Origin of the sequence: Pararhizobium qamdonense (genome assembly GCF_029277445.1) — a bacterium.
GTDB lineage: Bacteria > Pseudomonadota > Alphaproteobacteria > Rhizobiales > Rhizobiaceae > Pararhizobium > Pararhizobium qamdonense.
In genome coordinates, this window is sequence record NZ_CP119566.1 from 2,797,685 (window position 1) to 2,820,153 (window position 22,469).

Sequence of the window (22,469 nt, forward strand, 5' to 3'; positions counted from 1 at the left end):
CGATTACGCGTCACATCATTACGGTTAACTGATTCTTGACAATCAGAATAACATCGTCCCGCCGCTTATGTGCAAGCCCTGCGATGAAATTTGCCGTCGAAACACGCTAGCTGCCGAGCCTTGCCTCTGGCTGGTTGTCGGCTAAGTATACCCCATCTTCAGCAAAACAAGGATATTCCAATGCGTTATCTGCACACAATGGTTCGCGTCAAAGATCTCGACGCCTCTCTTCACTTCTGGTCGAAGCTTTTCGGCCTTGTGGAAATTCGCCGCTACGAGAATGAAAAAGGCCGTTTCACCCTGGTTTTTCTGGCGGCCTCAGACGATCTCGATCGCGCGAAAGCCGAATTATCCCCGTGCCTGGAACTCACCTACAATTGGGATACCGAGGATTACACAGGCGGGCGCAATTTCGGCCATCTCGCCTATGAGGTCGATGATATCTATGCGACCTGCCAGCAGCTGATGGACAATGGCGTCATCATCAACCGGCCGCCGCGCGATGGCCACATGGCGTTCGTGCGCTCTCCGGACGGCATTTCCATCGAGATCTTGCAGAAGGGCGACAATTTGGAACCGCAGGAACCCTGGTCCTCGATGGGCAATACCGGCGCCTGGTAAGCTCCGCACAATGCCGCCGGGCGATATGTGCTGCAGTGACTCGCACCAAGCTTCGCGGGGCTGCCCATATCGCCTGCGTCAGCGCAGGTTTACAAATAACGGTCCGTTCATTAATGTTTGAGCGAACGTTAATGGAAACATGCCGCACGCATTTTGAGGTTTGCGCGCGCATTTTTCCGGCTGAACCGGTCAAATCGCATGGGAGGACGCGTGGCAATCCTTAAAAAGGGCCATGCCGACGATGCGGTTTGAAACGTCTGATGAAAGGCCATGACGGCACATGTCGCCCGGCCCGCATTGAGTGGGGATCCAACGTTGCGCCATATTTTCGAGAAAGCGGCGACGATTCGCGGCCTTGGCTGCGCGCTTGCGTTGAGCGTTTCGGCGATGATGCTGTCGGGCTGCGTGTCCGCCGCGAAGGACACGGCCGAAGCGGCATCCGCAAAGGACGATGTGGTGCCGGAGCTCGCGTCCGGCAATGCAGCGCAAAATGCACCCGGTGCCTATCGGGATCAGCAGGTTTCCGCCGTTGGCGCCAATGGGCAGCCACAGCCTGGCGCGCAAGCACCGGGCACACAGGCAAATGCGATGATGCCTGCCGCCGGCAACGGCCAGCCGGCGTCGCTGACCATGCAGGGTACCGGCCTTAACGCCACCTCAAACAGCATTTTTGCCGTGCAGACGCCCAATGCGGCGCCGGTTCAAGGCGCCACGACGGCGACCGGCAATGCGCCGGTGCCGGCCGGGCATGCCACCGGCGTCAATCCCGCGACAAACAGTCTGTTCAACAGCGGCCAGCCGGCTGCCAACCCGACACCGCTGCCGCTGGAAGGCGCGAGCAATGCCAATGGCGCTGCCGCAGTTCAACAGATGGCAAGCGCTGAGATCGGCGCGGACGGCACGCCGCTTCCTGTCGCCGTACCGGTCCCCTTGAGCGGTGACAGCATGCGCGGCGGGGCGCCAGAAAAGGCAGCGGCCGTGCAAACCGCTTCCATGGAGGGGCTGAACACCACGACGGCCGCTATTCCCCATTCCGGCCCTTCGCGGAAGAAGGATGGTCAGACGGAAGAGCCCGAAAATGCCCTGACGCTGGCCGGCCTGTTTGCTGCCAAACGCAAAAGCAGGAGCCAGTTCAACAATGACCGTTTTGCCAAGGCGCCGGAGAAAAACACGCAGGTTGCCAGCAACCTGAAACCACAGCAGATGGCGGCACTCGGTTTTACCGCCCTGCCCGGCGTGCGCACGACGTCGATGTTTGCCACCGTCGATGATTCGCAGCCCGGACATGATGACGACAGCGCTCCGGTGGAAATGGCGTCATTGTCGGGACTTGCCCGCCTTGCGCCGACCGGGCTCTGGCTGCAAACGGAAAAGGTGGAGACGGGCTGTTTCCAGCCCGACCTGCTGAAGGTCCTGAAAGTGGTGGAGACCCATTACGGCCGCAAGATCATGGTGACATCCGGCCTGCGCGACCTGAAACACAATGCCAGCGCCGGCGGACGCAAGCACTCGCTGCACACCACCTGCCAGGCTGCTGATATCCAGGTTCCCGGCGTCAGCAAGTGGGACCTTGCCGAATATCTGCGCACGATTCCAGGGCGCGGCGGCGTGGGAACCTATTGCCACACGGAATCGGTCCATATCGATACGGGCGAGTCCCGCGACTGGAATTGGCGCTGCCGCCGCCGCAAAGGCTGACAGTAACCACCTGTTTTAATTCAATAATTCACTGAAAATTTGAAAACAGCGCGTTATCAGAACTTTTTTACAGGAAAATGAAATTTGCCGCTTGCGGTATTCAAAACCCCTGACTATAAGACGCCCACACAACGGCTGCGCCCTTCGTCTATCGGTTAGGACACCAGATTTTCATTCTGGGAAGAGGGGTTCGACTCCCCTAGGGCGTACCATTGTGTTCCCTCGCATCAATGATTTCAGAGCCTTGCAGCGACGATCTGCTAACCGGGCTACGGGGTTAGCAGAAATATGTTTTCTGTCCGTTCTCATGCGATTGCTTTCAGCTTCTTTATGGCGTTCTGAGCCATCTTTTTCTGATTGGCTTTGGCGATATACGTCTCGATTTCCTTGATGTCCTGATGGCCTGTAATGGCCATGATTTCCATCGCAGAGCATCCCGCTTCGGCAAGCATCGTCATCGCTGATTTACGAAGGCCGTGCGGCGACCGGTGCGGAGGAAGACCGGCTTTTCGTGCAGCTTCGATTATCCAGTTGGTGAACGCCTTCTCAGATCGTGCCGCGCCATAGGCGGTCACGATGAAATTCAGGTGCTTCTTCGCGATACCGTCCAGCACCTTCCGAAAGTCTGCATGGATAGGGATGTTCAGTTCGACGGTGTGACCGCTCTTTTGTGTCGTCATGACAATGAAGTCGCCCTGAATATGCTGCCGCCCGATCTTCACCGCATCAGAACGTCTTAGGCCGGTATAGAGCAAAATCTCGACGGCTACACGCTGCGGCGTCTCATCCCCCCAATGGTTGCGAAACACCTCAATATCGTCCTCGGTCCAAGGCTGATAACCCTTGCTCTTGTGCTGCACCCTGTCGGCGTTGAGGATGGGGTTATCGGTGCGATACTTCCACTTGATGGCCAACTGCATGAGCATGGAAAGGCGCTTGCGGAGGTTCTTCGCCTGTGCCGTGGACTTCGCTGCGACCTCACCCAGGATTTTGTCGATGTTGTGCGTCTGCAGGGTGGAAACACGCTTGTCGCCATGATCTTTGCGGAACGGTTCGATTATCGATTTGTAGTTCCGCTTCGTCGCCTCTGCTTTCGAGATGAAACCCGCGCTCTCATAGTATTGAACGATGAGGGCGTTGATGGTGCCGGATACGGTCTTGGAAACCCCTGCCCCGGTAGCGACTTTCGGCATGTCGTTGGAGGCGGCTAGATAGTCCTCCCAGAACGCAGGAGAATTTTCAGGCCCACGGATAGCGATCTTCCGTTGTCCAGGACGATTGAAGTAGATGCGCTCATTCTTGCCGTGCCGGTCGGTGAAGACATGCAGATATTTGGGGCGTTTGTATTTGACGCGCTGTTTCGCCATAGGCTCAATCCCATTCACTAGGCTGGGTACTGGAGATCGCGCCGGGTTCGGTCGTGGTGACAGAAAAGCCCCCGTCCCCGTTGACGGTGAAACCGGTAACAGTCTGGCCAAGGTCTTTGGCTAGTTTTGCCACCTGTTTCATCTTCGGTATGCTGAACAAGGGTTTCGTCGCTGGGGCACGAAATTTGGAGACGGCACGGGCGAACGCCAATCCCTCGCCCTTCCCCTGCGATGGAGGGAGGAGGCTTAAGGTTTTTCCCATTACCCTTGCTCCTTCGCTGCAGCCCGCTCACGCTCGGCTTTGATCAGTTCAATAAGCTGCCCGGTCATGTTGCGGGAATTCTCTTCGGCATAGTCTGCGAGCCAGTCTTTGAGGTGTGGTGGAAGGCGGACCAAAAGGGACGATGCTATTTTGCGGTTCGACACTGAAAGCTCCTTATGTTTGCTTCAACGTTCATGTATATATCCACGGGATAACTGGCAGTCAATATCACTTGGATATGTGGGATATATTTTATGGAAGACGAAAAGCGCAAGCGTGAAGGCGCGCAACTGCTGCTGCGGTTCAATGAGGGGTCCGACATGCGGGAAACGCTGAAACGGATTGCAGCTCTGAACGGGCGAACTCTCACGGCTGAAATCCTCTATCGACTGGAGCAAAGCCTAGAGGGGGATGATAAGCTCGTGAATGTCTCAAGGGGTGCGAAGTTTGACGATTTCGAGCAAAGGCTCACAGCGCTGGAAGGCACAATGACGGCTCACCTCAATTGGCATATCCAGCACGATCCAGATTAATCGTTACGAAACCGAAACGATGCAATTGATTGCATGGGAGGTTACATGCCGTTCACAAAAATTGAGCAAGAAGCGATAATTCTCTATGCGGTGCTGGATATGATCGATGACATGGTCAATCTGGCGATATTCGAGAAGCCAATTGGTGATCGCGATACCAATCTGTTTTTCAAGGACAGCAATGCGCGAAGCTTGTTCGCCATTTTGCTCACCGATTTCCTCTCACAACCGCGAGGGGAGCGCAACAAACCTCTCCCCTTTGATCTTCCACGTCCAGCACTCGGCGCAAGGTCGAGCGATAAAACCTATCTGCTTTATCTTCGACAGGTCTGCGATGATCCTCTGCTGGCTTCTGATCCGTCCGGAATTGCTGACGTGATCAATCGATTTTCGGATTGGTTGGACGGTTACACGATAGTTCCACAGGTCTGGCTTTCCCGGATCAGTGTGGAACTCGATATCAAAATTGAACGAATGGAGTTCATCAAACTCTGCGGAAACCTTTCCAAGCATAACTTCGCACGTCTAGAGGCCGATGTACGTAAGCTCAGACGTATCGTCAAAAATGCCGGTAAAGATATCGATGAGGGTCAGGCTTATACTGCGATTGAGGACTTCAAGAGCTGGTTCAACGACGATGTTTTCATCTACCATTCCAGCACTATGGGCGAATTCTTGAACGATTTGCGGTATGCGATCCACCGATATTTGGCCATCGAGTACAACCGTTCTCGCGTTCCACTGCCGGATGGCATGTATCGGTTCACATATCCACAAGGAGTGGACAATCCGCTAGCCAGAGAGCTGTACTGGGACTTGCTCAACAAAATCAGACACGGAATTTACTTCCCACCATTCCGGGTTAGTTCCTCAATGAAGACCGAGTATTGATAAGCCCCCTTGCCATCACACAAAACCCTTCCGGTTCAACATCGCACCAGTGCGCTGGTTCTTCTGCACAAACTCCGTCATCTTGTTTTCCAGCAGAGTGCCCATCTCGGCGGTTAGACGTTCGGTCATCTTCGCATCGGCCTCCTGATTTCCAGACGCTTGCACCGTGATCGGGATCGTCGGGGAGAAGACATTGCTGATTTGATTGACCTGTCGATTGACCTTTCCGCCACCGGCACCGGGCATGGTAGCCAGCGCGGGAGTGCGGCCGGAATTGATGGCCTCCAAAGCGGCGCGGTTCTTGGCAGTCGCGGCTGCATTCACCACGAACTCACCATCACTGAGATAAGCGGGCACCTTGTCGGCACGGGGTCCACCGGGACCGCGTACCCTGCCGCCACCGGCAAAGGCTTGGATTTCCCCGCCATCCTTGGCACCGAAGATCGCGCCGAAGATACCGCCCAGCAATCCCCCGCCACCGGTTTTGCCACCGCCTCCACCCAGAAGACCGGCAAGCGGCCCCTCGCCCAGGAGTGCCGCCTGCAGCGCAGCTTTGGCCAGTGAAGCGATGAGCCCCTTAAGGGCATCTTCGGCGGTGGTCGTTCCCATGATCAGGCCGGTCAACGCGTCCGATGCCGTCGATGCGAAGAAATCACTCACATCCTTGGCTTGCTCCTGCGTCATGGCAAAGCGCTGAGTTGCTTGCTCGGCTTCGGCCATGCCCTGTGCAAGCTGGCTGATCTCCGAACGCTGCTGGGGCGTGAGGGCAATACCAGCGCGTTGCGCCTCATTGAGCATTTGCTGCTCATAACGGAGCTTCGATGCGGCAACGGCACTCATCCCAAGGGCTTGCTGTTCCGTCGTCTGTTCCGACACGAAAGCGCGGGATTGGGTGATGATGTCCTGATAGGCGGTTGCCTGATCCTTCAGAGCTTCGTTCTTCTGCGCAATGCCGGGGTCTATGGATGGCATGGAAACCGAACTGCCGTCATAGGCTCCCCGGATTGTCTGCTCATCGACGTTGCGTAGGCCCTCCCATTCATTTCGCAGGCCTGCCGGGTCGTTCCCACGGCCACGCATGAGCTGCTGTGCCATGCGATCCTGAATGTCAGGGCTGAACATGTCGGAACCGGAAAGCCCCATCGTCCCGCGCAAACCACGCATGGTCTTCTGCACGATTTGGTAACGGCCCACTGCGCTGGAATTGTACTTGTTACCGGGGTGCCTGAGCATAGCCGTCTGCATGGCGTCGATCTGGTCGAGCGTCATCATCACGAGGTTGCGGTCCCCGCCTGTGAACGCACCACGGGCAAGCGTCTCGTTATAACCCCTGCCCTTGTCGGTGCCTTCTGCGTACCCGATGAGGTCGAGGAAGCCTTTGTTGGCAGCTTCGGCAGCGCCACGGCCCTTGACGGCTTTGGTGGCCTGATCACGCAGCGCGTTTGCCTCGAGCACCTCCTGCACCGTGGTAGCCTTGCCCAGGGCGGCACGATAAGCGCCGTTGATCTTGGTTTGTGCGTCCAGATCGGCAAGGCTCTTGGCCAGTTCCGGCACTTCGTTTTTCAGGGCACGGATGGCATCAGCATACGAGTTGATGCCGGTGGCACCGTTGGCGGCTGAAGTGCCGCTGTTGTCCAGAGACGTGTTCAGGGTATCGACGGGAGGCTTTGCCGTCTTGGCGTCCTCCCCGGTCTTGTAGATGAAATTCTCGGAATAGCCGCTGCGCCGGTCAAGGATATCGCGGAGTTTCAGCGCTTCGGAGGTGAGGTCTTCGATGAGCTGTTTCTGCTTATCGATGTTCAGGTCAACGGCGGCATCTTCCGGGAAGGCAATCTTGTCGGTTTGCAGGTCTTCCAGCAGCTTTTTCGCTTCGCGGAGCTTGTCATAAGTGCCGACGAGCTGAGACTGGATGTTTCGGTCGGTCTGCTCCTCCAGCCGGTTCATTCGATCCAGCCAGTCATCCATCGCCCCGACGACATCGACCACAGCCTTTTTCAGGGCGGTGCCGACTGTCCCGGCGATAGCGTTGAATTTCCGGTCGATCTCGTTCGCACGCTCAATCACTTCGTCATCGAGAACAAGCCCTAGTTCATTGGCCTGCGCCACGGTGCGCCGAATACCTTCCTCGCCTTGGCTGATCAGCTGAACAAATTTCTCCCCTCCGGTTCCCCCGAAAATCTCATCGGCAACGCGGATTTGTGCTGCCTTATTGAGTTGCCCCATTTTGCCGATGATCTCGGAGAACAGCGCGGACGGGTCCTGCAGCTTGCGCTTCAGATCGGCGGCGGAGAACCCTAGACGCTTGAAGGCGTCGGCACCGCTGCCCTGTCCCGTCACATAAAACTCATCGGCGCGTAGGGATAGTTCCTTGAAGCCGTCCACGAGAGCATCGACGCCCACACGGTTCTGTTCCGCAACGAATTTCAGCTCCTGAAAAGCCTTGGTGGACAGACCGGCGCGGCGGGCTTCATCGCCTATAGACGCAACTCCCTTGGCAATCTCACGGGCAGATGACACGATGCCGGACAATGCGGCAACAGAGAAGCCGGTCACAAGGCCAGCAATCCCGCCTTTCAGTGCGGCCATGGCGAGGTTGATGCCCTTGCCCGCTCCTGCGAATGACTTTTCGAGGCGGTCGGCACTGGCTGCAGCTCGCTTCTCGATAGCCGAAAAGTTGTTGGTGGCCGTCCGGTTCGCCTTCTGGAAATTCTTCTCGAAATCCCGGATGCGGGCCTCAAGAGCGACGACAAGCTGTTCTGTTTCGGTCGGCATGGGTGTCCCTTTCAGAAGATCAGAAGGCCTTCCGGCCGATCATCGGTGTCATAAATTGAGCGGGTATCTTCGCCGGTTGCTGCGCGGGCCACGGCCATGGCTGTGGCAACGGCTCCATCGATCTTGTCGCGGGCCTTGCCCTTGTGGAAAGATTTGTTGCCCTTGCCGTCATCGTGGATCACCACGTTGTCGAAATTCCATCGCAGGATCGGGTGACCGCCATGCTGGAATTTTCCCGATAAAAGGGCCTTCTCAAGTATCTGGATTGCCGGTCCCATGGTCATCCAGCCTTGCCGGAACTCCACGCAGGGGTAACCATCCTCCACAAGGTTGGCCATCGTGATGCGGGCGTAATGCGGATCGAAGGCAATTTCCCGGACCTCGAACTGTTCGCAGAGGTCGCGGATATGGTTTTCGACTGCGCGGATATCGACCACGTTGCCGGGTGTGGGGGTCAGAACCTCGTCTTCGGCCCATTGATTATAGGGATATCCGCTCTGCTGGGTGCGCCTGTCGAGGTTGTCTTTCGGGCAAAAGAACCACGGGCGGACAACATAGCCATCGTCACCGTCCCGCCATGCAGCGACCACGGCGGTGAGGTCGGACGTAGACGACAGATCGACGCCCAGCCAGCACGGTTTTCCCTTCAGGTCCGCAAGGTCGAAAGGCTCTTTCCCCTGATCGTAGGTGGACATTTCGACAAAGGCGGCTTCGGAATGATCCTGCCACATATTGAGGTGGAATTGCTGAAATGCGAGCTTGTCGCCGGGACGCTCGGCAGCTTCACGGGCAAGTTGGCGAAGCCCTTCGATGTCTGGATAGCCATGAGCGAGGCCAGGGTTTGCCCGGTGCCATACTGTTTCATCCTGCCAGTCCGCATCATTCGGAGTTTCGAGCAAGATCGGCAGCGTTGCCGGATCGTGAATTTCGCCCTTGGCAACCTTGCGGGCATATTCGATCTGTTCGAACGCCAGATTTTCCTGCCCCCGCCCCGCCGTCGTGGCAATGATCATCAGAGAGCCAGGGGTCTTGCTCATCCCGGATTTGATCGCGTCCCAGAGATCACGCTTTTTCCATGCGTGGATTTCATCAATGAGAGCAAAGACAGGGGTGTGGCCATGGGCGCTGGCGGCATCGCTGGATACGCAGGCGTAAAAGCTGTTGTGCCGCGAGTTCTTGATACGGTGCTTGTGGTCGGTGATCCGGGCGATGTCATCGATCTTCGGCATGATCCTGATGACGGCAACGGCTTCCTCAAACGCAATCTTGGCCTGCGATCTGTCGGACGCAGCGGACAGGACTTCGCCTCCGGGGACGCGTTCCGGCCCGAATGTGTGGAGCAGCGCCAACGCGGCGGCGAGCGATGTCTTCCGGTTTCCCCGTGGCAGCAACATGACAACGGTCTTAACCACACGGGTGCCATCGGCGTTGCGCGGTCCATAGATGGCGCGGACGATGCGCTCCTGCCATTTGTCGAGCTGGAAAGGATTTCCCGGCAAGGGGTTTTTCGGATGCTTCAAGGCGCGGAGAAATTTCACGGCCCGTTCGCCATAGCCAAGCGGGTCCGCAATCGGGCTGTTGTCGAATGCCCACGCCGGATAGGTGGTCTTAGGCTTCGGCACCGCCGCTTTCTTGATTATCTTGATCGCGCCCATGGTTACAGCCCTAGCGCATCATCGTTGTCAGGCTTGGGTGTATCTCCACCCATGCCGGAACGGGAGCGGGATGCCGGTGTCAGTCCCAGCTCGGATGCAAGCCGTGCAATGGTCGTCTGACTTTCGTTCAACGTGGTGGTGGCTGGGTTGGCTTTCGTTGATCCTTTTTCGGTCTTCACGATAAGGCCATGTTCCTCAATTGCCTTTTGCGCTTCACGAGCAAGCCAGAGGGATCGGACATAGGTTTCCAGCGTACCCAGGGTCGCGGAGGTGATCATCTTCCGATTTGTGAGGTCGGTTGCCAAGACGATCCATTCTTGGCGCATGCTCAACGGCAAGTGCGACGGCATCGCAGGCACCGCCTCCAGACACCCGGCGATTTCCTTCAGAGCCGGTTTTACACCACGATGCGCCATGTCAGTTCCCCGTTCCTTGAGCGGTGCAACGCAGGTCGAGCCCATCACGTCTCCCAAGCTCTTTGATTTCCTTCAGGTCGTATGCTTGCCCCGAATGGGTCAGGCGGTCGGAAACAGCGATGCCATCACGATGACGAATGCGAAATATTACAGCCACTTTCGACGACGAGCCAAAGCTCTGAATGAACTCTTCGGTGGTGGATTGGATCAACTGCGCTCGAACTGTGGTGATGGTCGTCCATCCCTCTGTCGGGGCTCCGTACTCGTCCACGGTGGTGGCGGCGCGGTCGATGGTGATGGTCTTGTCGAGTTTCCCGGCACGCATCACGCCACCTCCAACACAATGGCCTCAAGGCTGACGACGGCATGCGAGTAGAGGCCACCGGGGTCACGGAGGAAACGGGTGGATGCAACATGCAGATCGGCAACATGGAGCCCCACAACAGGCCAAACCGTGTCAGCCAGGGCGGCGCGAATGGTGCCGACGATCTGCTTCGACGTGACAAGGCCGGTTTCCTTGGCCCATACATGCAGGTCGGTGAAGACCTCATGACGGTTGCGGGCGACGGCACCGGTTCCCACGGTCTGCCCCTCACCGATGAGGATGCACGGGAACACGGCAGGCAAGCCGTTGCGGTCCACGATGTTGGCAGCGGGTACGAGGCCGATAACGGCGGATGACGCGACAAGCCGGGAGCGGATAGCCTTCTGGAGTTCGAGGGATGGCTCCATTATTTGACCCTCGCGAATTCACCGTGAACACCCTTGGCGGCAGTATCGTAGATCGCACCGGCTTCCGCTGCGCTGTCGAAATAACCCAGGTTTATGTTCTTCTTGTCCTTGCGGATTTGAGCCATGTACCGGCCGCGCACCTTGGCCACCCCCTTGAACCCATGTTTGTTTTTGCTGGTCGAGTTGGCGCGGTTCTGGCCACGGGTGGCATTGCGGAGATTGTCATAGCGGTTGTTCGAGCGGTCCAGATCGCGGTGATCGACCATTGCCCTTGGCCATTCCCCCGTTACGTAGAACCGGGCCAAGCGGTGTGCCTTATGGTTCTCGCCATCGATCTTGATGCAGACATAGCCATCGCCATTCACCGATCCGGCCACACTCCCGGCAGCGGCGGCAAGGACGCCCATGCCGCGACCGCGCCAACGGTCCACCCGCCACGTGAAGACGCCGGTCTCAGGATCATAATGCAGGAGTTCGAGGAGCCGTTCGTGCGTGAGCTTAGGGGTCTTCATCGTGCTTCCTTCACTGCTTTGCGGATGGCGCGTTTGATCCGGTTGGACAGACGTTTTTTCTTCAGGCGATACGCGGGCCAGAAATATGGCTGCGCTTCGGCGTCTTTCGTGCCGTACTCGACAAGGTGCGGATAACGGACATCGTCGTTGCCAGCCGTAACGAGCAACTGATTTTCGGCGGCAACGGTAGAGCCTCCCGGCTGGCTGTATGGCGGGGTACTGTCCCCCGGCATCGTGTATTTGATCGAATATTTCAGGTCCCCGGTATCCTCGGGAGCGAGGTTTCGCATCGCACCGACAAGCTCTGCCCCTGCACCTTCGAGCGCTGGAACAACTGCTTTCTTCACGGCCACCGGGATGGCCTTCAATCGACGGGATAGACGGTCTGTCTGAGCGCTCAAAAGCTGTACTCCCGATGCGGATTGATCAGGTCCCAAAGACCAAACGGGATTTCCTCAGCGCTTACCCCGACGATGGAGGCCTCCCGGTTCTCGTAGAAGTGACCGGTTAGGAGGCGCACCGCCTCTTTCAGGTCGGCCGGGACTTCCGTCATCGCGGCAAGCGGGGTCAGGGTCCAACGGCCGATGAAGGCCTCAGCCGCTGCGATCTTGTCGGCAATCAACAGGTCATCATCGGTGCCGACGACGTTCAGGTGCCGCTTTACGTCTTCTACGGTGATCACGCTCATGCTGATTTCCTTGTGATTTTGGCGGCGGTGAAATGGTCTCTCTCTACAACGACGCTCCCCAGGCCGGTCCCCGTTGCACTAGGCAAAGTTTGGCGATACCCCCCTGTGAGCGAGTACGGCACAGGGAGGTGAGAGTGGATTGGTCTGAGTTCACGGCGGTTGCTGACATGAAGGTCACGGGAGACGGTAACGGCATCCATGTCTCCATAACGGACGTGGTTTCCGCACAACTGACTGAGACCGTTTACGTCTGGCTGGATGGCAGCGGAAATGCCTTGCGCATCGGGACGTCCAAGCCAAAGGTCAGCAAACGCCTGCTCCAATATAATCGCTACATCAACAAGGCGCTGGCTGGCCTTGGGGGCGGAACCCCTCTTTGGGAAGCAAATGCTTGGCTTGATCTTGTCAGAGAACAAACCCTGACAGCGGTGGTACATCAACCGCCAGAGATTGCCACCGTTGCAGGCATGGTTCGTCCGCATCTGGATATCGAGCGTCTGCTTATCCAGCAGTTGAACCCCCGCTTGAACCGTAGCCGTCGTTAAACCGATCATCCTCTTTTCTCCTGAGACTGGAGGGGACCATCGTGGCAGGGCTGGCATGCAGGCACCCACTTGCTGCGGTCCCAGAAGATGGCCTTGTCTCCACGATGAGGAGTGGAGTGATGCACGACGGTGGCCGGTGCCCCGCAACGCTGGCAAAGGGGATGCTTGGCGAGGAAACAGACGCGGGCGCTTTCCCACTTGCTGTCGTATCCACGGGCACGGGCCGATGGCCTCTGAGCTTCAAACCGGGCTTTTCGCGCACGGTCGGCAGCTTGGATATGCACACACTTCTGGCCTGAGATCAGGACGCATCCACATGAGCGGAGGGATGGGGCGCTATATGGCATCAGAAGCGCTCCCACTTGCTCATCCCAGCAGGTCGAATGAGCTTGAATTTTGGTGGCGTGGGTGTGGGTGCCGGGTCGGACACAGCAATCGATTTCACACTGGCTGTATATGGTTCGCCAACCATCACAGCATCGAGTTCATAGCCGAAAACGGACAGAAGCCGCTCAATCCGTTCGAGTTCCATGCTCCCCTTACGCGTCAAGAACCGCCGGAGCGTCGTACGATTTAGTCTGGCGAGGACGGCAAGCTTCCGTTCCGAGATGCCTTGCTCGATCTGAAGATCACGGACAAGTTTCTGCCAATCGCTGCTCATGCTGCGCTCTCCACCTTCTGGGTTCCGATACCGGCAAACAGGGAGCGAAACTTGTCATCCAAGGGGCGATCATCGACCGGCTTGGCCTTCTCGCTGGTGCCATAGATGGCTTTCAGCATTTCGAGCTTGCCCTTGTAGGCCTCAAGGATTTCAGCCGGGGTCGCGTCCAGAGTGGTCTCAGGGGTCCAGTCCAGCCACCCCGTGCCGTATCGATAAAGTTGCTGCAGGTATTCGCTGAATGTCTGGGTTTTCCCAGATTTCGCCCCTGCGGTGTCATTGGCCGGGGCCTCAGGATCGATGCCAGCGCACGCCAGCAAATATGCGGTCAATGCCGGTGTCAGGGTCGGCAGCGCGTCAAGTACCCGGTTCTTGAGGTATTGACCGAAGAAATGGGGTTCGATGATATCGACGGCTGCGGTGAGAGAGCCTTCATTGATCTCACGAAAAAGCTGGCGGAAACTCCCCTCACGGCGTTCCAGACGCATCGCATGGCGGAGAGATGGCCGAAGCTCAATCTCTTCCCCCGCGATCTCGACAAGGATGGTCTCTGCCAGCTTCATGGTGATGCTCCCGCATTCGATCAGGTGGCAGACGCCAGGACTTCGATGATCGCGCCGGAGATGGCGAGGCTGAAAACCGTGCTGACAATGTTGTCCGCGTCACCGAAGTTGTTCTTCTTCGATGCCACCAAGGCGTTGAAGTAGAACTTGCTGTTCTTCGGGCTGGCACCGGCAGCGGGCTTGTCGTTCAGCTCCACGGAAAAATTGTAGCCGAAACTGGTGGCCTCAGCGGCGATCAGAGCCGCATAGCCCGCGTCGGCGCTATCACGGGCGACGGTGAGTTCCATGGTGCCGTTGTCGCGGGAGCCCTTGAGCTTGCGAACATAGTCTTGGTCCACGAACTTGCCGATAACTACCTCGGCTTCTGATCCAGCCTCACCGACATCGGAGATATTGGCAATCGGGGTCCATGTATCACCGGCATATGCGACGGCTGTAGCGAATGCGGCGGTGGTGCCGATGGAGACCTTTGTCTTGGCTGTGGTTGTAATACCCATTGGATTTTCCTCTCAGGATGATGGGGAAAGGGAAATGGCGGCAGGATGTCCCGCCGCCTGTGATCTCGGATTAGGCCGTGGCGACCTTGACCTTCACAAAGCGGCTCGGGTCGGTCACGTCACCGCCCACACGCTTGCGGCCGTGGAAGCGGACGATGCCATTCGTGGCACGGGTGAAGGGGTCTACGAGGACGGACATGTCCACGCGGTCGGTGATGGTGTAGCCTTCGCGGAAATTGCCGAAGATGATCGGAAATGCTCCAGCGCCGATGTCTGGCATGTCTGGCGCTTCGATGATCGGCCGTCCGAGAATGGTATTCGGCGCGCCGTTGGTGAGCCCCGGTGCCCAAAGATAGTTGCCTTGGGTATCCTTGAGTTTGCGCACGACGCCAAGCGTCTTGCCATTCATCATCCACGTGCCGTTCGCAGCGTTGGGTGTACCCAGCTTCGTAGTCACGTCGATGAGAAGATCACCGGGTGCGGTGCCAAGTGTGGCAGCGTTGCCGGAAACGACTTCTGCGATGCCGGTTGCCGCGAGAATACCCGTAGGCTTCCCTACGCCGTCACCGGCCACGAATGCAGCCCCTTCTTTCTGAGCGATATCGATGGCGAAGCAATTGCGGATGAACGCTTCAACGTCGAAAACGCTGTCTTCCAGAAGTTGGCGCGACACTTCGGTAAAGCCAGCCAGTTCCCACGGTGTTAGCGTGACCTGATCGAAGCTCGGCTGTGTTTCGGGGCGGTTGCCCGTTTCGCTGACCCACTGGAAGCTCGTACCCGAAACCTTGCGGGGATAGCGGATTTCGCGCCCACCAACTTGCACAACATTGGCGTACTGCCGAACGGGCGAATACATCGTGAGAGCTTCGATGATCCTGTTACCGAACTCAGGCGGAGCGAGGAAACCGGCTGTCGCATCTGCACCAACTGTAAGAGCGCGGCGCTCTACATCAGACAGGCCCTGTTCGCCACGGCGAAGATAAGAACCGAAGGCTCGCTGCTCTTCCGATGCTTCGCTGGTCTGTTCCTGCTGAGTGCCAGGACGGTTCAGACGCGTTTCCAGACCGGCAAGGCGTTCCGTCAAAGTGCGGACTTCCGTCTGATGAGCCGTATGGCGTTCTTCGGCAGCGGTGCGGAGTTCGTTGACGGCCTGCGTTGCTGCGGCAAGCGGATCATCTTCACGTGTTTCGAGGGGTGCCGCGCTGCGGGTCTCGATCTTCATATGCTTCGTCATCTTCAATCCTTTCGAAGCGTTTCGATGGTGCGCGACACTGCGCGGGTGAAGGCCGAAACATCGCTCATGGACCGCACCTGTTTGATGCGGGCGTTGCCTGCGCTCGGCAGGGCCACGAGGGAGATTTCGACCAATTCGATATCGGTGAGAATGCGGAGACCGTTCGCCCCACGTTCCTGTGTGCGGGCACGGAAACCGATGCTGAGACCGCTAAGCGCACCGGCCTTCAGCAGGGCGTGGGCTTCCCGGCCCTTGGCCGTTTCCGTGACCAGCTTACCGGTGACAGACAGTCCGGTGGCGTCTTCCCGGATGTCGGTCCATACGCCAATGATTTCGTCTGTCCGATGAGACCATAGCATAGGGGGGCGAATGTCGCGGGCCTGATGTTCGGACAGGGTGCGGACGAAAGCACCCGGTTTCACGATCTCGTTGAAGCTATTGCGCTCACCGAAAACGGCGGCGTGGCCCGTGAACGTTCCTGCGTCGTCCGCAGAGAAACGAATATCGAAGTCCAGCGTGTCGCGGGTCTGCGCTTCGCGGTTTTCGTATGCAGCTAATGGCAGGTGGTCCAAGTCTTAAACTCCCCAAACGTGATGCCAGCCACCCGTTTTCAGGTGACCGGCGCGGCTTTTCTTGAACTTCGATTTGACCAGCGCTTGCCTGACGGTCTCTACATGCGAGGCGGTCGGCGGGTTGGTGAAGATCGATGCGGCGAGTTCCTGCGTGGTGAAACGGCTGCTGGGTGCTGCTTCGAATGCAGCGATGATTGCCCTCTGTACGCGGCCCGGTCCCTTGCTCATTTCGGCACCTTCCGGCCTTTCGGCTTTGCGCGCATGCCGAACATCAGCGCGTCCATGACAGGCAGGGCGACGGTGTAGAGATCGGTTACCGACATGCGGGCGGAGTAAGTGGTGACCAGCGCAGCAGCTTCCTGCGGATCGGTCCCGCCACCGATGAGGCCAAGGCGGATGGTTTCGGTGAGTTCGAGGAAACCAAATTCACCGGCAAAGAACCGTTTGGATATCGACCCGATACCCGTGCCAGTCTTGCGTTCGAGTTCGAGGATCAGTTCAGGGCTCAGCCGGAAACCGTATTCGGCATCTCCTAAAAACTGGCGATGGACGGGAAGCTCATTCATCGGCGGATGCCCCATCGATCTTGTCAGCGGGCTTGCCGGTGGAGGTGTAGGGATTGGAGAGGCTGTTGCCGTCTGGCAGCGGCGGGAGGTTCAGACCGGCCCTCACCTCGTTCGCGGTCATTGCGCCCATGCTTCGATATTGGCCGTATGCCGTGGCGCGGCTGGCGAAGTCGGCGCGGAGAAGCGCATCGGTGAGGTGCTCAACAAAAACGGTGGCGCGGTCGTCCGGTTCGATCAGCTTCAAGGTGACTTCCGCTTCCCAGCGGGACAGCCATGGTGCGAGGCTGTAAGTCAGGAACTGCTGGCCACCGGTCTCAGCGTTTGCCCATGTCTGTCGGCTGTAGTCCATAAGCAGGACGGGAGGCACACGCAGGATGCGGGCCACTTCGGTGATGGCCAGAGCCCAGATTTCGAGGAACTGGCTGTCTACGGAATTGAAGCTGAGGGGTGTGAATGCACCGCCCTCCTCCAGCACCGCCGTGCCACCCGACGCGTTCCCGCTGGTGGCGGCTTGCCATGAGGCTTTGATGCGCTTGGCGACCTCAGAGCCCAACTTCTGGGGGAAGGACAGGATGCCGGAGGGACGGCCACCGTTGGCGAACAGGCGGCAGGCATGAGCCTGCATGGTGATCAGCAGCCCGATGGCATCCTTTGCCTGCATGAGCGGGCTCTTGCCGCTGACGGAGTTCATGCAGACCGGTGACGGGGCGCGGATATGGAGGATATCGCTGAAATCGATGAAACGCTGGCCGGTGCCGATGGTGACACGATAGCGGGGTTCACCGGTCACGCTGTCGGTTTCGATGGTGACAGTGCTGGGGTGAAGGCGATGGAGTTCGCGGGGCTTGCGCTCACCGTCTCGAACGATCTCAGCAAATCCCCCGCCATCGTAGCAGATCGCATCAGCGGTGAGGAGTTCGCGGAGCTGGGGTCCACGGGTCCAGGGATTGGCGTCACCGTTCAGGAGGCGGGAGGCAATATGATCTGTGTCACGGTCTCTCGCTCCATCGGCACCGCGCCGATAAACCGGCAACGGCAAAATGCTCATGGGCTCGGAAAGGGCTTTGACCCCCGCTGCCACGGCGGGGACCTGTAGGGCGTTCGTTGGATTGACGATGATGCCTGCGGTGGAGGGAGTTACCCCGAACAGCTCCAGCAGCCAGTTGTCTGGCGATGCCAGGGAACGCTGCTCCGCCATCGCAACGGCTGCGGTCTCTGTCTTCTTGCGTCCAAGTCCGAACATTGTGTCACCGGTCGTTAAGGTGACACCCTCTTTAACCCCTTTAACCAAGTCTGCATCAAGTCTTTTCCGCCAAAGGGGGAAATGGTACGCCGATGATACCGAACACAAAATACACAGAGGAATTGCGTATGCTGCGCCAACTGGTTGCGACGTTGATACTTGTTTTGCTGCCCACGCTGTGCGCTGCCGCGATGTATTTGCCGGACACAAACAATCTCAAGGAAGCACGTATTGAAGCACGTGCTGAAGCTGACCTGAACGCGCAGCAAGACATGTCGAAATGGGCCAAGTTGACGCTCGTAGTATCTGCCGTCGGTACAGCGATCAGCGCCGGTGGTGTAATTGGGCTGATAATCACAATCAGACAAACAAGGATTGCTTTGGATGAGGCGCGGGCGGGTAATGCCCTCACAGAGGAAAATTATCGCATAGACACCCGCCCATGGATAATCGTGAAGAACATGGTTATCGGTCAAATGCGGACGGAAACAACCACCCACGGCATCCAAATCAGTGTCACGGGATCGATGAAGGTGCAGAACATTGGAAAAACACCGGCACAGCGGTTGTATTGTCAGTACACGGCCCATCCCGATAAAGTTGTTGAGACCAATGCAGAAGCTGAAACGTCAGCGATATCGCTGGCTCCTAATGAAATTTATGAGGACCATTTTGAACTGGTAGAGCTAATTGAGGACGAAGCCATCGTTAGCGCTGGAGAAAAAATCGTGGCCGATATTATCGCTAACGTTTTTTACGAGGATTTCACCGGGGTAAGTAATCACTTCACTGAATGGCAAAACTTCATAGTGGATGCTCGGACATCAGAGCAAATCAGGTTTAACCGGCTTACCGATCAATCTTGGCAAGTGACCAGTGGAGACGGCGCTCACCTTGACATGAGTTGAGCGAGGGGGCTTCGGGGGAGTGAGGCTTTCCCGGAGGGGAAGCTACTGAGCGAAGCGAGGTTCTTCCTCTCCGAGACAATTAGGCTCGGGAATGCTGTTGCCGTGAAACGAGCGACAGAGAGGCTGTTGTTGTATCTTCATGAAGGTATCTTATTGAAGGTATCTTCTTGTTATAAGGATTGCCGATTTTCGTCATTCCGGATTGCCGAATTTCGTCACACCCGATTGACGATTTCCGTCACACCCTTTGACTGTTTCCGGCAATCGGTGCTGACGAATTTCGTCAATCGGTCGGTGCTTTCTCAAGCCTCGCGAACAGCTTTTCAGTGACTTCGGTCGGCCGGACATGGTTCATAGTCTGACCGTTGAACGGCTTTTTCCTTGCTTCGATAAGGCTGAGATTGAGGAGATGGTTATAGGCTGTGCGAAAGCTACGTTCTTCCATCCCCAGCTCCTCCGCCCACTGGCTATGCGTCTTGGCGATCCACTTCCGGCCGTCGATGACTATCTTCGCCCTGGGCCACCAGTACCGAAGCCGGTAGAGAAATATCGCCGCATCCCCGTGCCCAGTCGCTTTGCGTAGCGCTTGCATCGCATTGTGTCCGAACCCGTCCTTACTCTCGGGAAGGTCCTTTCCCGTGAGCATCTTGTGGAAAACCGCATCGAAGGTCTGCTTCACGGTAAAGTCCAGCGCCTTATGGAGCGCTTTATCATCGCCCTGGGGTCCACCGACAACCAGTTCCGTCAGGTGAGTCCACCAATCCGAAGCAAACGCTTTTTGCTTTTTGGTGGCATATGACGCGGTCGGGCTGCCCGTTTCGAATGCCGCCTGTGTCGCAGCGTTTGCCGCCACGGCTTCCGTGATCTGTTCAAGGAGCTTCCGCGATCCGTCATAAGCCGTTGCCAAAAGCTCGGCGGTGAATACGTGAGTGAAATCGGGAAGCACCTGAGCGACCGTCACCACCTTCGGCTTGGAAATGATTATCAGCTTAGGCTTGACCTTGGTGACCACTTGATCAATATTATTCATCTGATACCCCCATGCAATCAATTGCATTGATGTGTCTTGGTTCTCGCTTCTTGCAACACTACGCCCTCATGGTTCCTAGTCATGGGGGCGTTTCTCGTTCTGAGGTCAGCCGGGATCGATGCTCATTGCCCCACAAAGGCGGTTAGCAGATTTTGGGAATAGCCTTTTCTTATCAAAGGCGCGGTTTTTGCAGGTTAGCAGCGCTAAGCTATTGAACAGGTTCAATTGTGGCAGAACCCTAGGGCGTACCATTGTGCACCTCCCCGACATCGATGAAACGATATCTCCTGGTGGCTGAAAAGGCCACACGCAGGGCTTTTTTCCGCGTGGAAATTCACCCCGTTTCAGCGCTGTTTTTACTGCGAAAAATCCTTGAAAAAATGCGATTTAGCGCTTGCAGCATCCGGCATGTCTGACTATAAGACGCGCACACCACTGATGCGCCCTTCGTCTATCGGTTAGGACACCAGATTTTCATTCTGGGAAGAGGGGTTCGACTCCCCTAGGGCGTACCATGGTTCTCAAATTTCCCACATTGATGTCCCCTCTGGAAACTGCCTTTTGCGGCTGCCAACTGTCTTTTGCGACCGCTCATAACGCCTTGGCCGCGTCGATCACCCGTAGTTGCACGCGCCGTGTTCCCTGCCACAGGTCCGCGGAAATCGATGCTGCCACATGCAGGGATGTTCCCCGTTCCGACAGCAGCAAATCGCCAAGCGGCGTCTCCAGCGCGCGAAAGGCGATGCCTTCGATCCGCGAGCCATCCTGGCCCTCCAGCGTCACCTTGACGTGGTTGGCGCCAACCTGGCGGGAATCGTGCAAGCGATGGGCCGGGAGTGCAAAGATGGGCTGCGGGTGCCCTGCCCCATAGGGTCCCGCCTGCTCCAGCTGGTCGATCAGCGCCAGATTGGCACCGGCGGCCCCCAGAGCGCCGTCGATCTTCAATGTTTCGGACGAAACCAGGTCCTTGACGGTGTTTTGCGCCTTTTCATCGAAGAAATTCCGCAGTTTTCCAAGGTTGGCGCGCTCAACCGTCAAACCGGCTGCCATGGCATGACCGCCGCCCTTGACCAGGAGACCGTTATCGACGGCGGCACGAACGATCTTGCCGATATCGAATCCGCTGATCGAGCGGCCGGATCCCGTGCCCCTGCCATTGGCATCAAACGAGATCGCAAAAGCCGGGCGGCGAAACTTTTCCTTCAGGCGCGCAGCGAGAAGCCCGACAATGCCGGGATGCCAGTTTTCGCGTGCAGTCACGATGATCGATGCGGTCTCGCCAGTGCCGTATTCCGCCAGCGCTTCGGCTTCCGCCTCGGCCAGCATGGCAACCTCCATGACCTGGCGTTCACGGTTGAGTTCGTCGAGCTTTGCAGCGATCTCTTCGGCGGCGCCTTCGTCTTCAAGCGTAAGCAGACGACTACCAAGTGCGGCATCGCCAATCCGTCCGCCCGCGTTGATTCTCGGGCCGATCAGGAAGCCGAAATGATAGGGCGTAACCGGACCGCCGAGCCCGGCCTTGCGAAACAGCGCCGACAATCCGGGATTTTGCATATGCCGCGCGGCGACCAGTCCCTTCACCACATAGGCCCTGTTCAGGCCCTTGAGCGGCACCACGTCACAGACGGTCGCCAGTGCCACGATATCCAGCAGGGCGAGCAGATCGAAGGAGGCGACGCGCTTGTCACCGGCCTCGCGCAGCAGGCGCACGGCATTGACCAGAACGAGAAAGACGACGCCAGCGGCGCAGAGATGCCCCTGCCCCGACAGATCGTCCTCCCGGTTCGGATTGACCAGTGCCACGCACTGCGGCAGTTCCGCCCCGACCTGATGGTGATCGATCACGACCACATCAATGCTGCGCGCGGCGGCCGCGGCAAGCGATTCGTGGCTGGTGGAGCCGCAATCGACGGTGACGATCAGCTTGGCGCCATTGTCGATGAGCTGATTGATCGCCGCCGGATTGGGGCCATACCCTTCAAAAATGCGATCGGGAATATAGATTTCCGCTTCGACGCCGAAATGGCGCAGGAACCGGAACATGAGAGCCGAGGATGCGGCTCCATCGACATCGTAATCACCGAAGATCGCAACCTTTTCGCCCGCCTTGACGGCAGCGACGATGCGGGCGGCAGCATTGCCGCAATCGGTCAACGTATCGGGGTCGGGCATCAGCGAGCGGATGGTGGGATCAAGGAAGGCGACCGCATCGTCCATCGTCACGCCGCGCCCGGCCAGAACGCGGGCAATCAGGTCGGAGAAACCATGGACCTGGCTGATCGCCAGCGCGCGGTTCTGCCCGGCCTGATCCAGCCGCGATACCCAGCGCTGTCCGCTGACAGAACGCTCGACATTGAGAAACGCCCGCTGGACGGGATCTGGCACATCACTCATCGTACACCCATGACTTTTGACCGTTCGTACGCGGCTTTTGCATCCTGCGCAAACCGCAACGAAAACGGCCCCATCCGGAGAGAAGCCGGATGGGGCCGCAAAATAATTCACG

The 22,469-nt window shown here is 57.7% G+C and carries 27 protein-coding genes and 2 tRNA genes; 8 read left to right on the forward strand and 21 right to left on the reverse strand.

The window, feature by feature from the left end; genetic code table 11:
- The first annotated feature begins 180 nt into the window (after positions 1-180).
- The 3 genes from PYR65_RS13540 to PYR65_RS13550 all read left to right on the forward strand — a co-directional run bounded on the left by PYR65_RS13540 (position 181) and on the right by PYR65_RS13550 (position 2,531).
- Positions 181-621 (forward strand): VOC family protein, encoded by a 441-nt coding sequence (locus PYR65_RS13540; RefSeq protein WP_276118372.1) that lies wholly within the window; start codon positions 181-183, stop codon positions 619-621.
- Positions 622-891: 270 nt separating this feature from the next.
- The gene (locus tag PYR65_RS13545; protein WP_276118373.1) at positions 892-2,319 is read left to right on the forward strand and encodes a YcbK family protein; all 1,428 of its coding nucleotides are present in this window, start codon (positions 892-894) and stop codon (positions 2,317-2,319) included.
- A gap of 137 nt (positions 2,320-2,456) precedes the next feature.
- Positions 2,457-2,531: transfer RNA gene (locus PYR65_RS13550), tRNA-Glu, on the forward strand.
- Between the two features lie 93 nt (positions 2,532-2,624).
- Here PYR65_RS13550 and PYR65_RS13555 read toward each other — a convergent pair.
- Genes PYR65_RS13555 through PYR65_RS13565 form a run of 3 tightly spaced genes read right to left on the reverse strand, consistent with a single transcriptional unit; the run spans position 2,625 to position 4,112 of the window.
- A complete protein-coding gene (locus PYR65_RS13555) occupies positions 2,625-3,686 on the reverse strand; it encodes a tyrosine-type recombinase/integrase (protein ID WP_276118374.1) in 1,062 nt (353 codons plus the stop codon).
- Positions 3,687-3,690: 4 nt separating this feature from the next.
- The gene (locus PYR65_RS13560) at positions 3,691-3,948 is read right to left on the reverse strand and encodes a hypothetical protein (RefSeq protein ID WP_276118375.1); all 258 of its coding nucleotides are present in this window, start codon (positions 3,946-3,948) and stop codon (positions 3,691-3,693) included.
- The gene (locus tag PYR65_RS13565; RefSeq protein ID WP_276118376.1) at positions 3,948-4,112 is read right to left on the reverse strand and encodes a hypothetical protein; all 165 of its coding nucleotides are present in this window, start codon (positions 4,110-4,112) and stop codon (positions 3,948-3,950) included. The genes PYR65_RS13560 and PYR65_RS13565 overlap by 1 nt, the downstream gene beginning before the upstream one ends.
- 90 nt (positions 4,113-4,202) lie before the next feature.
- On the opposite strand from PYR65_RS13565, the gene PYR65_RS13570 reads away from it, so the two are divergent.
- On the forward strand, positions 4,203-4,481 hold the full coding sequence (locus PYR65_RS13570; RefSeq protein WP_276118377.1) for an Arc family DNA-binding protein: 279 nt from the start codon (positions 4,203-4,205) through the stop codon (positions 4,479-4,481).
- Between the two features lie 45 nt (positions 4,482-4,526).
- Positions 4,527-5,372 carry a hypothetical protein gene (locus PYR65_RS13575; RefSeq protein ID WP_276118378.1) on the forward strand — a complete coding sequence of 282 codons (846 nt, stop codon included), beginning with the start codon at positions 4,527-4,529 and terminating at the stop codon, positions 5,370-5,372.
- Between the two features lie 15 nt (positions 5,373-5,387).
- Here the strand turns inward: PYR65_RS13575 and PYR65_RS13580 are convergent, their stop codons facing one another.
- From PYR65_RS13580 to PYR65_RS13615, 8 genes are all read right to left on the reverse strand, one after another.
- Complete coding sequence (locus PYR65_RS13580; RefSeq protein WP_276118379.1) at positions 5,388-7,958, reverse strand: lysozyme family protein; 2,571 nt, start codon at positions 7,956-7,958, stop codon at positions 5,388-5,390.
- Positions 7,959-8,155: 197 nt separating this feature from the next.
- Entirely contained in the window at positions 8,156-9,799 is a 1,644-nt protein-coding gene (locus PYR65_RS13585; protein ID WP_407951236.1) for a terminase large subunit, read from the reverse strand.
- 2 nt (positions 9,800-9,801) lie between these two features.
- Entirely contained in the window at positions 9,802-10,215 is a 414-nt protein-coding gene (locus PYR65_RS13590; protein WP_276118381.1) for a phage terminase small subunit P27 family, read from the reverse strand.
- A gap of 1 nt (position 10,216) precedes the next feature.
- The gene (locus PYR65_RS13595) at positions 10,217-10,540 is read right to left on the reverse strand and encodes a phage head closure protein (RefSeq protein WP_276118382.1); all 324 of its coding nucleotides are present in this window, start codon (positions 10,538-10,540) and stop codon (positions 10,217-10,219) included.
- Positions 10,540-10,947 (reverse strand): DUF3168 domain-containing protein, encoded by a 408-nt coding sequence (locus tag PYR65_RS13600; RefSeq protein ID WP_276118383.1) that lies wholly within the window; start codon positions 10,945-10,947, stop codon positions 10,540-10,542. The genes PYR65_RS13595 and PYR65_RS13600 overlap by 1 nt, the downstream gene beginning before the upstream one ends.
- Positions 10,947-11,459 (reverse strand): HNH endonuclease, encoded by a 513-nt coding sequence (locus tag PYR65_RS13605; RefSeq protein WP_276118384.1) that lies wholly within the window; start codon positions 11,457-11,459, stop codon positions 10,947-10,949. Before PYR65_RS13605 ends, PYR65_RS13600 begins: the two co-directional genes overlap by 1 nt.
- Positions 11,456-11,860 carry an HK97-gp10 family putative phage morphogenesis protein gene (locus PYR65_RS13610; protein WP_276118385.1) on the reverse strand — a complete coding sequence of 135 codons (405 nt, stop codon included), beginning with the start codon at positions 11,858-11,860 and terminating at the stop codon, positions 11,456-11,458. The genes PYR65_RS13605 and PYR65_RS13610 overlap by 4 nt, the downstream gene beginning before the upstream one ends.
- Positions 11,857-12,147, reverse strand: a complete 291-nt coding sequence (locus tag PYR65_RS13615; RefSeq protein ID WP_276118386.1) for a head-tail connector protein — start codon at positions 12,145-12,147, stop codon at positions 11,857-11,859. Before PYR65_RS13615 ends, PYR65_RS13610 begins: the two co-directional genes overlap by 4 nt.
- 134 nt (positions 12,148-12,281) lie before the next feature.
- Between PYR65_RS13615 and PYR65_RS13620 the strand changes: the two genes are divergently transcribed.
- Complete coding sequence (locus PYR65_RS13620; protein WP_276118387.1) at positions 12,282-12,692, forward strand: GIY-YIG nuclease family protein; 411 nt, start codon at positions 12,282-12,284, stop codon at positions 12,690-12,692.
- 346 nt (positions 12,693-13,038) lie between these two features.
- Here the strand turns inward: PYR65_RS13620 and PYR65_RS13625 are convergent, their stop codons facing one another.
- From PYR65_RS13625 to PYR65_RS13660, 8 genes are all read right to left on the reverse strand, one after another.
- Positions 13,039-13,353 (reverse strand): helix-turn-helix domain-containing protein, encoded by a 315-nt coding sequence (locus PYR65_RS13625; RefSeq protein WP_276118388.1) that lies wholly within the window; start codon positions 13,351-13,353, stop codon positions 13,039-13,041.
- Positions 13,350-13,913: a hypothetical protein gene (locus tag PYR65_RS13630; protein WP_276118389.1), complete on the reverse strand. Its 564-nt coding sequence runs from the start codon at positions 13,911-13,913 to the stop codon at positions 13,350-13,352. Before PYR65_RS13630 ends, PYR65_RS13625 begins: the two co-directional genes overlap by 4 nt.
- 20 nt (positions 13,914-13,933) lie before the next feature.
- The gene (locus PYR65_RS13635) at positions 13,934-14,410 is read right to left on the reverse strand and encodes a phage tail tube protein (protein ID WP_276118390.1); all 477 of its coding nucleotides are present in this window, start codon (positions 14,408-14,410) and stop codon (positions 13,934-13,936) included.
- A 70-nt stretch (positions 14,411-14,480) separates the two neighbouring features.
- The gene (locus tag PYR65_RS13640; RefSeq protein WP_276118391.1) at positions 14,481-15,644 is read right to left on the reverse strand and encodes a phage major capsid protein; all 1,164 of its coding nucleotides are present in this window, start codon (positions 15,642-15,644) and stop codon (positions 14,481-14,483) included.
- A gap of 2 nt (positions 15,645-15,646) precedes the next feature.
- Entirely contained in the window at positions 15,647-16,216 is a 570-nt protein-coding gene (locus PYR65_RS13645) for an HK97 family phage prohead protease (protein ID WP_276118392.1), read from the reverse strand.
- Positions 16,217-16,219: 3 nt separating this feature from the next.
- Positions 16,220-16,444: a hypothetical protein gene (locus tag PYR65_RS13650; protein WP_276118393.1), complete on the reverse strand. Its 225-nt coding sequence runs from the start codon at positions 16,442-16,444 to the stop codon at positions 16,220-16,222.
- On the reverse strand, positions 16,441-16,782 hold the full coding sequence (locus PYR65_RS13655) for a gene transfer agent family protein (RefSeq protein WP_276118394.1): 342 nt from the start codon (positions 16,780-16,782) through the stop codon (positions 16,441-16,443). Before PYR65_RS13655 ends, PYR65_RS13650 begins: the two co-directional genes overlap by 4 nt.
- Complete coding sequence (locus PYR65_RS13660) at positions 16,775-18,025, reverse strand: phage portal protein (RefSeq protein ID WP_276118395.1); 1,251 nt, start codon at positions 18,023-18,025, stop codon at positions 16,775-16,777. The genes PYR65_RS13655 and PYR65_RS13660 overlap by 8 nt, the downstream gene beginning before the upstream one ends.
- Before the next feature lie 128 nt (positions 18,026-18,153).
- Here PYR65_RS13660 and PYR65_RS13665 point away from each other — a divergent pair, with 128 nt between their 5' ends.
- The gene (locus PYR65_RS13665; RefSeq protein ID WP_276118396.1) at positions 18,154-18,933 is read left to right on the forward strand and encodes a hypothetical protein; all 780 of its coding nucleotides are present in this window, start codon (positions 18,154-18,156) and stop codon (positions 18,931-18,933) included.
- A gap of 283 nt (positions 18,934-19,216) precedes the next feature.
- Here the strand turns inward: PYR65_RS13665 and PYR65_RS13670 are convergent, their stop codons facing one another.
- Positions 19,217-19,990, reverse strand: a complete 774-nt coding sequence (locus PYR65_RS13670; protein WP_276118397.1) for a hypothetical protein — start codon at positions 19,988-19,990, stop codon at positions 19,217-19,219.
- A 413-nt stretch (positions 19,991-20,403) separates the two neighbouring features.
- On the opposite strand from PYR65_RS13670, the gene PYR65_RS13675 reads away from it, so the two are divergent.
- Positions 20,404-20,478, forward strand: a tRNA-Glu gene (locus PYR65_RS13675).
- 76 nt (positions 20,479-20,554) lie between these two features.
- On the opposite strand, the gene recJ is transcribed toward PYR65_RS13675, so the two are convergent.
- Positions 20,555-22,357 carry a single-stranded-DNA-specific exonuclease RecJ gene (recJ, locus tag PYR65_RS13680; RefSeq protein ID WP_276118398.1) on the reverse strand — a complete coding sequence of 601 codons (1,803 nt, stop codon included), beginning with the start codon at positions 22,355-22,357 and terminating at the stop codon, positions 20,555-20,557.
- Between the last annotated feature and the right edge of the window lie 112 nt (positions 22,358-22,469).

Excerpts from the sequence above, each read along its gene's own strand:
- PYR65_RS13670 (WP_276118397.1), bottom strand. The coding sequence starts at position 19,990 with ATGCAATTGATTGCATGGGGGTATCAGATGAATAATATTGATCAAGTG.
- recJ (WP_276118398.1), bottom strand. The coding sequence starts at position 22,357 with ATGAGTGATGTGCCAGATCCCGTCCAGCGGGCGTTTCTCAATGTCGAG.
- PYR65_RS13605 (WP_276118384.1), bottom strand. The coding sequence starts at position 11,459 with ATGAAGACCCCTAAGCTCACGCACGAACGGCTCCTCGAACTCCTGCAT.
- PYR65_RS13590 (WP_276118381.1), bottom strand. The coding sequence starts at position 10,215 with ATGGCGCATCGTGGTGTAAAACCGGCTCTGAAGGAAATCGCCGGGTGT.
- PYR65_RS13570 (WP_276118377.1), top strand. The coding sequence starts at position 4,203 with ATGGAAGACGAAAAGCGCAAGCGTGAAGGCGCGCAACTGCTGCTGCGG.
- PYR65_RS13595 (WP_276118382.1), bottom strand. The coding sequence starts at position 10,540 with ATGCGTGCCGGGAAACTCGACAAGACCATCACCATCGACCGCGCCGCC.
- PYR65_RS13540 (WP_276118372.1), top strand. The coding sequence starts at position 181 with ATGCGTTATCTGCACACAATGGTTCGCGTCAAAGATCTCGACGCCTCT.
- PYR65_RS13560 (WP_276118375.1), bottom strand. The coding sequence starts at position 3,948 with ATGGGAAAAACCTTAAGCCTCCTCCCTCCATCGCAGGGGAAGGGCGAG.
- PYR65_RS13625 (WP_276118388.1), bottom strand. The coding sequence starts at position 13,353 with ATGAGCAGCGATTGGCAGAAACTTGTCCGTGATCTTCAGATCGAGCAA.
- PYR65_RS13600 (WP_276118383.1), bottom strand. The coding sequence starts at position 10,947 with ATGGAGCCATCCCTCGAACTCCAGAAGGCTATCCGCTCCCGGCTTGTC.
- PYR65_RS13630 (WP_276118389.1), bottom strand. The coding sequence starts at position 13,913 with ATGAAGCTGGCAGAGACCATCCTTGTCGAGATCGCGGGGGAAGAGATT.
- PYR65_RS13585 (WP_407951236.1), bottom strand. The coding sequence starts at position 9,799 with ATGGGCGCGATCAAGATAATCAAGAAAGCGGCGGTGCCGAAGCCTAAG.
- PYR65_RS13640 (WP_276118391.1), bottom strand. The coding sequence starts at position 15,644 with ATGACGAAGCATATGAAGATCGAGACCCGCAGCGCGGCACCCCTCGAA.
- PYR65_RS13575 (WP_276118378.1), top strand. The coding sequence starts at position 4,527 with ATGCCGTTCACAAAAATTGAGCAAGAAGCGATAATTCTCTATGCGGTG.
- PYR65_RS13555 (WP_276118374.1), bottom strand. The coding sequence starts at position 3,686 with ATGGCGAAACAGCGCGTCAAATACAAACGCCCCAAATATCTGCATGTC.
- PYR65_RS13665 (WP_276118396.1), top strand. The coding sequence starts at position 18,154 with ATGCTGCGCCAACTGGTTGCGACGTTGATACTTGTTTTGCTGCCCACG.
- PYR65_RS13545 (WP_276118373.1), top strand. The coding sequence starts at position 892 with ATGACGGCACATGTCGCCCGGCCCGCATTGAGTGGGGATCCAACGTTG.
- PYR65_RS13655 (WP_276118394.1), bottom strand. The coding sequence starts at position 16,782 with ATGAATGAGCTTCCCGTCCATCGCCAGTTTTTAGGAGATGCCGAATAC.
- PYR65_RS13635 (WP_276118390.1), bottom strand. The coding sequence starts at position 14,410 with ATGGGTATTACAACCACAGCCAAGACAAAGGTCTCCATCGGCACCACC.
- PYR65_RS13580 (WP_276118379.1), bottom strand. The coding sequence starts at position 7,958 with ATGGCCGCACTGAAAGGCGGGATTGCTGGCCTTGTGACCGGCTTCTCT.
- PYR65_RS13660 (WP_276118395.1), bottom strand. The coding sequence starts at position 18,025 with ATGTTCGGACTTGGACGCAAGAAGACAGAGACCGCAGCCGTTGCGATG.
- PYR65_RS13650 (WP_276118393.1), bottom strand. The coding sequence starts at position 16,444 with ATGAGCAAGGGACCGGGCCGCGTACAGAGGGCAATCATCGCTGCATTC.
- PYR65_RS13615 (WP_276118386.1), bottom strand. The coding sequence starts at position 12,147 with ATGAGCGTGATCACCGTAGAAGACGTAAAGCGGCACCTGAACGTCGTC.